Here is a 12,401-nt window from a genome sequence, read left to right on the forward strand (position 1 = left end):
TTATCTGAATGGAATATATAAATTTTAAGACCTTAAGTACTAAGAAATACCTTGTCAACATTACTAGCAATATGCTTTTAAATGGCATGATGAGTGAAACAGAAGTGGAATTAAGATGGATGCTTACACTTAAAGAAATAGGCTCCCACGATTATACATTTGAACTTATTACGCTTGATCACCGTATGGTCAAAGCGGATAATATGGGATACATAGAAATTCATAAAGTTGTCAGCCAATTACAAAAGGCTCTCAATGAAATCACTTTTACCGTAGATAAGCAAGGTACTCTTCTGCGGGTTAAAAATTTGGAACAGATAAAGGAACGATGGGAAGATGTTAAGGCTGAGACAATTGAATACAATAAGGCCAATACCTCATTGGTTGAGTTGTTTAAAATCCAAGATGAAGCTTTTGAAAAGGTTGGCGGTGTGGATGCAATGGTAAAGGCTATGGAATTTTTTGACATATATTTAAATAATATTTATGGCAGGGATTTTTTTGGAAGGATAAAAAAAATATTCCTAATTTATTTAGGTCAGGTTTAATTCCTTTTGCCTTGGGATATGATGGGAACAAAAGTCCGGATGCGGAAAATATCTATACTATCAAGGTTGATGGATATCCGAATATAGTGGCAGAGAATCATCTGAAAGATTTATATGGTGGGTTCCCGATTTCAGATTTTGACGCTTTAAAACCGGTATATCTGTATAACGCACAATATAATATAGACCTATTGAGTGGCTTTATTATTGACGGGGAAGTGAATTTTTCTGAAGCTATCAATGATAAATTTGGAGGCGAAGTTCATTATAAAATTAGACTGTATGAGTGAATCAGGACAAACCGGCTATGTGGCATTGACCAGTGATATGTATTTTACATGTTCATCAGGTCTTGCTCCGGCAAAGATGTACCCGACGCAAACAAACCACGGGACAAAAGATAAATTCTATTATTTAGTTAAAGATGATACTGCAACACAACAGCTGGGCGATTTCTGTTGCCGCTGGACAGTGGTTATCGCTGCCGCGATAGCTGCAGCTGGCATTGTTACCGGAGGTGCGGCATTGGTTTTATTAGCGGCAGTCGCAGTGGCTGCAAGTGCTGCACTCTGTGGAGGTCTGGCAGCTCCTTTCAGAAAGTGGGTGGGTTACTCCACGTTAAATGCCTATGGACGTAAAGATGCGTATTCTTTAACTTCAAAATGCCAAATGACTTGCATTATAGGTGGCACGGTTACTTATGCAGAAGGAATTACGAGTACCTGGCAGGCTATGATCTACACTGCAAGAAACACTGGCTGGGCAGTTTTAGAAGGTGCTATGCTGGGTAAACTTGGATCAGCGGGCTTTGGTGCTTTCGCAGGAACCGCAACCCCCACAATGTCTACAGCATTGCTCAATTTTGCTTTTCTGAACGTTTCCGCAAGGGGAATTGCTGTTGTAGATCAGGTAGGCTTCGAGGGGATATTAAGAAATGGTAAAAGTCTAAGTGAAACAGGCGATGAAGTAATTTCAGGTTTAACGATGTTTGAGCAACCCTTTATTCAGATATACCAAAAAGCTACTGGCTCAAATCCACAACCGTTGAATTGGCAGGATTTCTATTATGCTGGATTATCACTGGTTGGGCAAAGAGCGATGGCTGAAAGTGCGAGGACAAACCCGAATATGGCGGTTGGAATTTACAAACAGGGAGCGCAGACAGTTAATGCATTGAAAAATGGTAAGCTTTTTGAGCGTGTCACTTTAGAGGGGAGATTTGGATTGCAATCACTTTTTGATAATCCGGTCTGGCGTGCCTTGTGGGAACAAGCCAAAGAAAACAAAAGAAACACGGGACAAGAAAATGCTTTTACTCGATACGAAGCAAATATGCGTAATAATAGACAGATGACAAATACAGAATTGAGGAATGCATTTTCAACGATTGAGCGAGAATTTAAAAAACTGGCTTCTGAACAGGGTGTAGACTTACCGGAAGGCCCAATACATCATACCAATTGGCCATTACAGCGTTATCCAGAGCATGCTACTGATCCTAAAAATTTATATCCAACCCAGAGTACTGACCAGCATTTGAACCAAATACATCCAGCAACTACTCAGGGTCCGCATCCAACCAGAGATCCGGTTAGTCCACAGCATGAAAAACCATTATATGAATATCCTCCTAGACCAATTGACGATAACGACTTAGATTAAGAAGAATGGAAGAATTATTAAATGAATTAAATTTAGGAAAGGAACTTAAATCATTGTATAAAGGTGAAATTCCGATTATTGATGAATATAGCATGTTTAGGTTTTATATTGAAGAAACAAATACAGGCTCATTTGCTCATCCACCGTTTCTCATACCTTTTATGTATAGTTATGACGCAGACCATTATCATGTGGGAATGGTTAAACACTGGTTTTCAGATAGAAAAATTAGTTTTGGTGATATGACAGATGGAGCTGGGTTTCAAACAAGTGAAATTGCTAGAAACGAGAAACAACTGTTTTCGCGATTGTTGTTTAACGAATTCGTAAACAGCGAGGATTGCATAGTTACCGAAAGACTAGAAAAATGTGCGGCACTCATGGGGTTAAGGAATCAGGATTTTTTAGAATTTCAACAAGCAAATCAGAACCACCAAGAAAATCCAGAATGTAATATATCGGTAATCAATACAAATAGACCACTTTCATGTGTAAACGAAAATGAAATTTATGATGGTCAATTTCCCTCTAACGATAAACTGATAATTTTGAGCAATGTTCCAAAGTCTTGTTACTTTGAAATCTTTCACAAAGAATGGATCGGGTATAATAAAGATAAGTCAAGTTTTTCCTTTTTTAAAAAAGATCCAAAATACAAACCAATCGAGGATATTCCCGAATGGCTTTTAGCAAATACAAATAAAAAAGAGCTATTTGAAAAGTATATTGTAAGTGGGGAGTATGACAAAGCCTGGTTCACAATTAATGGTATTGGCTTTACCCCTAAAGAAGTCGGAGAAAGATTACAGCGACTAAAACAAGTCTCTACTGAGAAAGCATTTCATTTATGGGCTGACTTCTGGTGTAGTAAATATGGTCACATGGATAGTTTCATATTCATATAAACAAATACTATATACTTCTTGGATCAGGTCTTATGGGCATTTTTGCACATCTTTGAACGTCTATTGATGGGCATCCATATTCAATGGTAACTCTACCTTCTATCAGGTATAATCCTTTTCCACGAAGGGGGAATTTGAGCAGGCTCTGTGTGAAATGCACGGTGTCTATAAAGTCACCGTTGTTATCCAGGAAGGTTCCAAATTTCATGGGTTTACCGGTTTTCGTCTTTACCCATTTTTCAGCTACCATATAGGCGACGATCCTTACCGTCTGACCTGCGAATAAGGACATATTATCGGCGCATGCATTACCTCGATAATTTGATTTTGCCAGATCAAAAATACTGCCCGAAACAGGAAAACCCATCAGTTCAATCTCATCATAAATATCTTCCAGCGGATCGGTAATGAGGACTGGAAGTTTCGGTTTTTCGTTTGAACTCTGGAAGAGTTGGCCCAACTGAAAGTTCATGTTTTTATTGGAATTAAGGATCAGATGTGCCTCCCACAGCAGTTCCTTTTTATCAACGTCAAGAAATCCGAAGGCTCCGCAACGTATCAGAATGATGATCTGTTCAAGCCCTGCTCCTGTCCTTTGATTGAAATCTTCAATCCCCAGATACGGGCCATTTTTCTTCCGTTCTTCTGAGATCGACTGTGCCAGTTTTGTTTCCAGATTCAAAATACAGTCAAAACCAAGGTAGATATCTTTACCAATTATTGAGGTATCGAATATACTTCTGTTTATACAGGGCAGACAAATATTAGCGCCTGCTTTTTTTGCTTCGTTCACATACACTTCACGGTCATAGAAACCGCCATGATTATTCAGCACTGCAACCATAAATTCAAGCGGATAGTAAGTCTTCAAAAAAAGGCTTTGGTAACTCTCCACGGCAAAAGATGCGGAGTGCGCTTTATTAAACGAATATCCGGCAAAGCTTTCCATCTGCCGCCATACTTCACGGGATATTTCTTCCGGATAATTCTGGTTCCTGCAATGGGAGAAAAATTTATCTTCAATTTCGAGCATATGATTCTTATTTCGGTATTTGCCGGACATCATTCTACGCAGTACGTCCGCATCAGCCAGATCCAATCCCCCAAAGCGGTGACCGATCTTCATTACATCTTCTTGATATACCATTACACCATAGGTATCTTCGAGTTCCTGTTTAAATGCCGGATGGATATACTCAACTTTTTCAGGGTTTAGATGCCTTTCAATAAAAGTCCCCATCATTCCCGACGACGCTACTCCGGGTCTAATTATTGAACTTGCAGCGACAAGCGTCAAATAATCATCGCATTTCAATTTACTTATGAGCTGCCTCATTGCCGGGGATTCAATATAGAAGCATCCGACGGTATGGGCTGACCTTAGCTGATCTGCAATCTTTGGATCGTTAAAGAAACGTTTAGGATCGGAAGTTTCGATGGCTTCGCCCCTATTGGTTCTAACGATTTCCCTGCAATCCTCAATATGTCCGATTCCTCTCTGTGATAAAATATCAAATTTTTCAAACCCTATTTCCTCGGCAACATACATATCAAACTGCATTGTCGGCAGGTTTTTGGGCGGATAATCCAGCGCAGAATAGCAGGTCAGCGGATTTTCCGATATCAGCACACCGGAGGCATGTATCGTACGTTGATTGGGAAAATCTGCCATTTGATTATAAACTCCCAGGATTGTCCTGGTAACTTCATTTTTGTTGAGCATATTGGAGGGGTCACTGATCAGTCGATCAATTTCAGGTTTGGGAAGTCCATAAACCTTTCCAAGTTCCCTTATGATCGAACGGTCACGAAAAGTTCCCATTGCTCCCATGAGAGCAGTATGTTCGCCCTGATATCTTTTGAAAATATAATCATATATCTCATCCCGATCCCGCCATGAAAAGTCAACGTCAAAGTCGGGTGGACTTTTCCTTTTAGGGTTAAGGAACCGTTCAAAATAAAGGTTCAGTTCGATTGGACAAACATCAGTTATCCCAAGACAGTATGCGATAATACTATTGGCTCCGCTGCCTCTACCGACATAATGAAAGTTCCTGTTTCTTGCATAACGGCATATATCATCGGTTATGAGGAAATAACTGGAAAAATTCAGCTCATGAATGATATCCAGTTCATGCAGAACCCGATCTCTGGCAATTTTGTCATTTGATCCATACCGTCGTTCAAACCCGTCCATAGCGTACTTAAACAATAATTGTTTATCGTCATAACGGTTTCCCGTAAAAGTCTTTTTATTTTTGGAACCCTTGAAGTCAAAATCAAAACGGCATTCTGAAAGTAACTTTTCTGTATTTGCAATCAACTCAGGAACCAGGCCATATATTTGCATTAATTTTTCCTTATGAACAAATATTTCATCTTTCTCCGCCATCTGATCAGCAGGAAGCTGTGATATCAGAATATTGTTATCAATAGCGCGCAACTGTTTATGCAACTGAAAATCATCCTGTTTAAATGATACGGGGGAAAGGATTACATATCGATCCATAAAACGTTTTGGAGCAACGATATAACGGGTAAGCTCCGAAGGCCGTATTCCTATAAATTCATTATCCCGAAGAGCAGCTTCTTGAATACTTCCATAAGGATAAATTATAAAAACATCCCGAAAGCCAGGTGCTATTGGTGGCAATAATGTTTTATCACGATTGTGGGCAGTCATAAATTCGTTGAGTTCCCTGAAACCTTTTTCGTTCTTTGCGATTCCGATATAGAGAAGCTTACAATTATTACGAAATTCCATTCCTGCAAGTCCATTTATACCAGCTTCCCTGCACTGTCTGATAAAATCAATTGTTGCTGAAGAATTATTCATGTCCGTGAGTACAGCTGTGTCAAATCCATACTTGCGGATACCCTCAATCAGATCCTTTACGCTTATTGTACCATATCGTAGACTATAATAACTATGTAAATTGAGCAGCATCGTATTATAAATTTGGAAGTGCGAAGCCCCTGAGCACCGAATCGTGCCCATATCTTATTCTTATCCTGTCCATTGCCTCAGACAGCCTGATATCTTCAAGTGTGTCATTGAAAAGATCTGCCTGATATCCACCTGCTATCAGATTGCTGAATTTTACACCGATCAGGCGTATCAGCATCCTGCGGCTGTATAGTTTTTCAAAAAGCTGCATTACTTTTTCAGAAATAACCCTTTCGGATGATGTAAAGGGCAATTTTGTCTGCATGGTATGGGTATCAAAATTGCTGTATCTAAGCTTTACTGTCACACATGAAGTCAGTCTGCCGTCTCTACGCAGATCAAATGCCAGCTCGTCCACCATTGAAAGCATCGTCCGTCTGAGAATATCCATATCAATTGTGTCCTGTTCAAATGTCGTCTCCTTGCTCATACTTTTCTGCTGGCTGAAAGGAATAACCGCATTGTTGTCAATACCGTTGGCTTTGTTCCAGATGCTGACGCCATTTTCACCCAGTACCTTTCTCATGGTAATGACGTCCATCTGCTGTAAAGTAAGGATCTGTGATATTCCCATATTGCGCAATAACGGATAGGTCTTTTCCCCGATACCCGGTATTTTACGAATAGATAGCGGAGCAAGGAAATTCCGTTCAGTCCCTTCATCAATTTTTCGTTCTCCACAGGGTTTCGCTTCGCCCGTGGCAATCTTACTTACGGTTTTATTTTTTGAAAAACCAAATGAAATGGGGAGTCCAGTTTCTTTAATAATGGTTTTGCGGAGTTCCTGTGTCAATTGCCAGGAACCGAAAAATCTATCCATTCCGGTCATATCAAGATAATGTTCATCAATTGACGCTTTCTCAACAACCGGAATTTTATCTTCGATTATTTCCGTAACAATGTCTGAATATTTACTGTAAAGATCATGGTCGCCCCGCACAAGCACAGCTTCGGGACAGAGCTGTCTGGCAAGGCGCATGGGCATGGCGGAATGGATACCATACTTGCGGGCCTCATAAGAACAGGACGCAACAACGCCACGGTCAGAACTTCCTCCGATCAATACTGGTTTCCCGATAAGATCGCTGTTGATCAGCCTTTCAACCGATACAAAGAATGTATCCAAGTCACAATGTACAATCGTCCGCTCCATTTTATACTAATTTATTTAGCAAAATTGAGAAGAAATTTCCCAAGATGGTTTATATTTGTTGGGAAAAATATTCCCAAAATGACATTACAAACTTTTTTGGCCGACAACATCAGGTATTTACGGATGCAGAAAACGCAGCTTTCACAAGAGAAAATAGCCGAGGCCATAGGTATAACAAGAGATCGCTATTCTAAATATGAGAACGGAAAAGTTTCTCTTCCTCTGGAAGTACTTGTGGCGCTTTCTAAATTTTATCATTTAAGTACCGACTTACTTCTTACCGTTGACCTTAGAAAATATAGGTTAGAAGAAATGGTCAATTTACCTGACAACAGAATCCTACTTCCTATAAAAACCGACGAGATGGGTGAAAATAAAATCGAGATTGTTCCATTCAAAGCTTCAATGGGCTATCTTATGAGCTATGCAGATCCTGACTATATAGAGTCCTTACAAACTATGTCTCTGCCGTTTCTTCGAAATGGAAAATATAGAGCCTTTCCAGTAGAAGGTGATTCTATGCCACCTCATAAAGACGGTGCTTATATAATCGGAAGGTATATAGAATCACTGAATGACATTAAGATCGGGAAGACATATATTTTTTTAACACATGAAGGAATTACCTATAAAAGATTATCGGCAGTACAACCGACCGCATTGGAGGTTATGGCCGACAACTCTTTTTATAAGCCATACAATATTCTTTTGAAAGATCTTTTGGAGGTTTGGGAATTTACGTCGAGTATTGCTGTCGAGGAATCACAACAAAATGAACTTCTGTTGGACAACACTACTATTATCAAAATGTTCAATGAAATCAAATCGGATCTTTCAAAATTAACATCGTAATTGAGCGTTTTATATCTTGGAGATCGGATTATAATTAGGGTGAATATATTGGTGAAAAATTGTAAATTGCTTTAATCCCTCAGAACCAACTTTTGGGATCAATTTATACATATTATTAACAATGAATGAAGCTACGTTAGAAGCAAGAATTGATCGTGTACTGCACACAGTATTTCCAACATTCAAGGAGGTAAAAGTAGAACACCAAACCTCATTTACGCTTAAAATAGGACATCACTATATCCCATTAGATTCCGGATATTCAGCAAAAAATATTGTACGGGGAATTTCCGACATTATATTGAAAATTGATGGGCAAAATGTGATTCTCCTGGAACTGAAACAGGAGAATGTGGCTATTTCTTCTGGAGATATAGCTCAAGGAATTTCCTACGCACGACTTTTAGATCAGATGCCAGCGATAACATTAATTTCTAACGGAAAGATCAATCGTTTTTTTAACACCTATACCAAAGAAGAAATTATTACCGATAGTGTAGATTTTGGGATGATAAATGAGTGCATCAAGGATTCTTTCGCCCTGGCAGCAAATGATTTCAAGGATGCCGTAAATCTCCTGTTGAATAACGATCCAGAATTATTCGCTCATGTTATTAACCAGATAACCCAACAAAAATTTTTACGATTGACGGGAGAAATTGGAGATTTAACCAAGCCTATATGCCCAGATTTTGTGATTGACCGCAGCATTCTAGCAGAGGTGATTGAAGCATTCGACGATAAAACCTCTTTGATAGGCGTACAAGGCCAGGCATTCAGCGGAAAAACAATGTTGCTCTACCAATTCTTCAGTAGGTTGAATTCACAGGAAAATTTTGTCTTCTATCTGGACTGTCATGACCATAACTATTCAATTTATAGACAACTAGCCAATACCTTTACAAAAAACTCCGGTATGCGTGTGAGTGACGAACAGATCAGGGAATGGTTACATTCTTCACTGAGGGTGGGTAGTGAGAATAGGTTCTATTTGTTGCTTGATAACTTCAACGAGAGTATCTCCAATGTTATTATGGACGAAATCATTGAGCTAATTGACATTTTTGATGATGGACACCATCGAATCCTTTATACGGTAGACGAATTCAATTTACAACAGTTAGCCTATGTACCTTTTAAAAATTATAAAACTGTTATAGGCGAGAAAAGTAAAATTATAAAATTAGATGCGCTCGACGACGATGAGTATTTTCAGGCAAATGAAATAATGTTTGATAAATTCAAGTTGGTTATTGAAAATGGAGGACATTATGCAGCTGAATATAGAGAACCACGTATTATTAGACATTTAATTTCTCTGTATAAAAATGATGCCCTTGTCGAAGGGCAATATGATAAGATCCAGCCGATACCTGATGTTTACCTTTTAAAGCTCCTTACAAACAACCAAACTTATTCGCAAGAAATTCACCGTCTGATGTCAATGATGGCAGAATGCTTTATGGAAGAAAATAATTTGCGGAAACAAAACTCAGATCTTAATGTGGCTGCATCGTTAAGTGGTTCTATTACGATTGATATATTTAAACGGAAATATAATGACCATTACGAGGGACTGATAAAATCTTCCATAACGGTGATCAGGCATTTTCGGAACAATGGTTTTAGTATACTATACCCCAAACTTCCTGAACTATTAGCCAATTATTGTATTCCAATAATTTCACGCCTTCTCGCGGAAGATTCTGAGACCAGAGATATTGATCAAAATCTCAATTATTTTAGCGAATTGACTATGGCAGTTCCATATTGCGATATTGTGGGAGCCGCTGTACTGATGGAGATTTCTCAAACAAAACCAAAATTGTTTTCAGATCTTATCAACAGAATGCTAAAAGTAGAGCCAAAAAAGGAAGTGATTTCTGATCAGTCAAGATTACTTTTATTTGATGAAAACGCAGGTCACATCGACATCGATTATGAGAAAAAAAATATGGAAATGAAGGTTTGTTGATCGCAGATTTTTTTCCTTTTGCGGTACTGTCGCAATTGGCTCCGTTCCCAATGGGCGATGAAAATCATTGTGAAAATTCAGATCTGACCCCTTACAATTTTCATCTGACCTTTATTCATAAAATTGCTTCATCCCCTATATTTATCCACAGGGCAGATCGTAGATCTTTGTTGAATATGAAATCCTATGAAAGCTACGAATGGGAAGGGATCGGACAGATTATAAGCGGTAAGGAAGGCATAATCGAACCCATAGTTCAGGCCATACGGAAATGCTTTCTTTTGATACCAAACGAGATGAAATTATTATACCAATTTGGTTTAAAGGAAAAGAATTTCAATCTACTTTACAGGATCTACTTGGCCCTTCATGGTTTAATCAATATTGGAGACACAGATATAGCAGAAAAAGCCCAGACTTATGTTAGAATTTTTCACAGGTTCTTCGCCGAATTTATGGCTGAGTATTTCGGTAAAAACCTTGGAGATAGTAAACAGCAGGATGAACTTTATAATAGCCTGCTGAAACTGAATATTGATCAGGAACTTGATCGACTATTCCTGAATGATGAATAAAATATAACAAGGAATATCAAATTGAAGCAGCAAAAAAATAATCGTATATTAGATCATAACAATCAAGGACATCTATCATGAAAAGCATTGAATTTCATCAACCAGAATTTCTTTTTTGCGAAAAAAGCATTCAGGATTACGAGAATGACGGTGAGCTTGTGTCCCAGAAGGCGGACTCGTTACTGGACGGGTACTATATTGAAGATGAAAGAACCTGGGTCTATCACCTAAAAAGCGAATCACTGATCGAGTTCCTGTATATGAATGGACGGGAGCCCCAAAATTTTACATCAAGACATAAGGACTTTGTATATAAGACTGAAAATTAAACGGGATTTTTTGTTATAAGTAACGCGAAGAATCTTGGACAGGACGAGGACATGGTACTTGATAGAGCCTGGGAATTTTTAAAGGCTAAATTCAATTGGGAAGATACCTACTTTGAACTCGAAATAGAATAATGGAAGAAATTAAAAGCTACATATTTTAATCAGCCGACGTTCTTTTGCTTCTCCTATGTTTGTATAATTATAATCTAAGTGAAGAAGAGTGAGAGTAGATTTTGCTTTAAATAGCCATACGGTATATTCGGGAAAAGAAACTACCTCCTCTTCTTTACCTTTTAGAATCTGAACAGAATGTAAGGAATGCACTCATTATCAAGAGTCGTATAGCCAGTATATCCACTCAGGAGAAAAGATGACGAAAGGTTTTCACTTATCTAAAACAAATAAGATGAAGGTATTATTAAAACAAACGGTAGGCATTGATGTGGCACAAAACGAATTGGTGGTATCACTTGGCCGAATGGATGAGCATCTCAGTATAGAAGTTTATGCTTATAAAGTATTTGCAAATACCAAAAAAGGTTATTCAGCTCTTGTATCGTGGGTCAATAAGCAGACATCGACCTCAACAGAGATACGGTATGTAATGGAAGCGACAGGTGTTTACCATGAATCCCTGGCATACTATCTATACAATGTTAAAAAACAAGTCAGTATCGTTTTACCGAATAAGATCAGCAATTATTCGAGAACACTAGACATAAAAACGATAACGGACAAGAGTGCATCACAAGCCATTGCGAGATTTGGTTTGGAAAGACAATTGGAAGTTTGGGAACCTCCTTTAAAAATATACAATGATTTGAAGCAACTTTGTCGAGAGCGTGAACAGTTCATACAGGAGCGTACAATGTTAAAAAATCAACTGCATGCTGACCATACTTCTGAAACTTCAAATGCCAGTTCAGTGAAGAGAACAAAAAGAGAATATCCATAATAGATCTGCAGGAAAAAGAAATACGTGAAGAAATAGCTGTACTTATCAAAGGAGATCACGTTTTAGCGGATAAGATGACAATAGTATCTTCTATTCCGGGAATAGGAAGCCTAACAGCTGTAACAATTATAGCCGAAACAAATGGCTTTGAGTTGATAAAAAATAAACGACAGTTAGTCAGCTATGCAGGATTGGATGTAAAAGAAAAGACGTCTGGAACTTCAGTGAAATCGAAACCCCGAATCTCCAAGCGGGGTAATCGCTATTTAAGGAAGGTAATGCATTTTCCTGCTCTAGCTGCAATCAGAACCGACGGAAGGTTCAGAGAGATTTTTTTAAGATTAGTTTCAAAGCATGGAATTAAAATGAAAGCTGTTGTGGCCATTCAAAGAAAACTATTAGAGTTGACTTTTATTTTATGGAAAAATAATTCATATTATGATCCGCAATTTGTAGATTATTCCATAAAATTAAAAAGAGGGAGGTCGATTTAAAACTTA

Annotated in this window: 10 protein-coding genes and 1 pseudogene; 9 read left to right on the forward strand and 2 right to left on the reverse strand. The window is 38.3% G+C overall.

All coding sequences use genetic code 11. From position 1 onward, the window contains the following. Nucleotides 1-8 precede the first annotated feature (8 nt). Genes H3Z85_00725 through H3Z85_00740 form a run of 4 tightly spaced genes read left to right on the forward strand, consistent with a single transcriptional unit; the run spans nt 9 to nt 3,115 of the window. Entirely contained in the window at nt 9-548 is a 540-nt protein-coding gene (locus H3Z85_00725) for a hypothetical protein (GenBank protein ID QPQ52081.1), read from the forward strand. Nucleotides 549-559: 11 nt separating this feature from the next. Next, nucleotides 560-838 (forward strand): hypothetical protein, encoded by a 279-nt coding sequence (locus H3Z85_00730; GenBank protein QPQ52082.1) that lies wholly within the window; start codon nt 560-562, stop codon nt 836-838. Further along, nucleotides 831-2,210, forward strand: coding sequence for a hypothetical protein (locus tag H3Z85_00735; protein QPQ52083.1), 1,380 nt, complete (start codon nt 831-833; stop codon nt 2,208-2,210). Before H3Z85_00730 ends, H3Z85_00735 begins: the two co-directional genes overlap by 8 nt. A 5-nt stretch (nt 2,211-2,215) precedes the next feature. Then, nucleotides 2,216-3,115 carry a hypothetical protein gene (locus tag H3Z85_00740; protein QPQ52084.1) on the forward strand — a complete coding sequence of 300 codons (900 nt, stop codon included), beginning with the start codon at nt 2,216-2,218 and terminating at the stop codon, nt 3,113-3,115. Nucleotides 3,116-3,122: 7 nt separating this feature from the next. Here the strand turns inward: H3Z85_00740 and H3Z85_00745 are convergent, their stop codons facing one another. Next, nucleotides 3,123-6,062, reverse strand: coding sequence for a DNA polymerase III subunit alpha (locus tag H3Z85_00745; protein QPQ52085.1), 2,940 nt, complete (start codon nt 6,060-6,062; stop codon nt 3,123-3,125). Nucleotides 6,063-6,066: 4 nt separating this feature from the next. Next, nucleotides 6,067-7,215, reverse strand: coding sequence for a DNA polymerase IV (gene dinB, locus H3Z85_00750; GenBank protein QPQ52086.1), 1,149 nt, complete (start codon nt 7,213-7,215; stop codon nt 6,067-6,069). 78 nt (nt 7,216-7,293) lie between these two features. On the opposite strand from dinB, the gene H3Z85_00755 reads away from it, so the two are divergent. The 5 genes and pseudogenes from H3Z85_00755 (at nt 7,294) to H3Z85_00775 (ending at nt 12,395) form a co-directional block, all read left to right on the forward strand. Continuing rightward, nucleotides 7,294-8,067: a helix-turn-helix domain-containing protein gene (locus H3Z85_00755; GenBank protein QPQ52087.1), complete on the forward strand. Its 774-nt coding sequence runs from the start codon at nt 7,294-7,296 to the stop codon at nt 8,065-8,067. 121 nt (nt 8,068-8,188) lie between these two features. Beyond that, the gene (locus H3Z85_00760; protein QPQ52088.1) at nt 8,189-10,042 is read left to right on the forward strand and encodes an ATP-binding protein; all 1,854 of its coding nucleotides are present in this window, start codon (nt 8,189-8,191) and stop codon (nt 10,040-10,042) included. Continuing rightward, nucleotides 10,039-10,617, forward strand: a complete 579-nt coding sequence (locus H3Z85_00765) for a hypothetical protein (GenBank protein QPQ52089.1) — start codon at nt 10,039-10,041, stop codon at nt 10,615-10,617. Before H3Z85_00760 ends, H3Z85_00765 begins: the two co-directional genes overlap by 4 nt. Before the next feature lie 77 nt (nt 10,618-10,694). Beyond that, entirely contained in the window at nt 10,695-10,946 is a 252-nt protein-coding gene (locus H3Z85_00770) for a hypothetical protein (GenBank protein ID QPQ52090.1), read from the forward strand. A 406-nt stretch (nt 10,947-11,352) separates the two neighbouring features. After that, nucleotides 11,353-12,395, forward strand: a pseudogene (locus H3Z85_00775) (IS110 family transposase). The last annotated feature ends 6 nt before the right edge of the window (nt 12,396-12,401 follow it).

It is taken from the genome of Chryseobacterium indologenes (assembly GCA_016025055.1).
Classification (GTDB): domain Bacteria; phylum Bacteroidota; class Bacteroidia; order Flavobacteriales; family Weeksellaceae; genus Chryseobacterium; species Chryseobacterium indologenes.

What these genes read in the sequence shown, in the direction of transcription:
- H3Z85_00725 (QPQ52081.1), top strand. Translation starts at nt 9, where the DNA reads ATGGAATATATAAATTTTAAGACCTTAAGTACTAAGAAATACCTTGTC.
- H3Z85_00735 (QPQ52083.1), top strand. Translation starts at nt 831, where the DNA reads ATGAGTGAATCAGGACAAACCGGCTATGTGGCATTGACCAGTGATATG.
- H3Z85_00740 (QPQ52084.1), top strand. Translation starts at nt 2,216, where the DNA reads ATGGAAGAATTATTAAATGAATTAAATTTAGGAAAGGAACTTAAATCA.
- H3Z85_00745 (QPQ52085.1), bottom strand. Translation starts at nt 6,062, where the DNA reads ATGCTGCTCAATTTACATAGTTATTATAGTCTACGATATGGTACAATA.
- dinB (QPQ52086.1), bottom strand. Translation starts at nt 7,215, where the DNA reads ATGGAGCGGACGATTGTACATTGTGACTTGGATACATTCTTTGTATCG.
- H3Z85_00755 (QPQ52087.1), top strand. Translation starts at nt 7,294, where the DNA reads ATGACATTACAAACTTTTTTGGCCGACAACATCAGGTATTTACGGATG.
- H3Z85_00760 (QPQ52088.1), top strand. Translation starts at nt 8,189, where the DNA reads ATGAATGAAGCTACGTTAGAAGCAAGAATTGATCGTGTACTGCACACA.
- H3Z85_00770 (QPQ52090.1), top strand. Translation starts at nt 10,695, where the DNA reads ATGAAAAGCATTGAATTTCATCAACCAGAATTTCTTTTTTGCGAAAAA.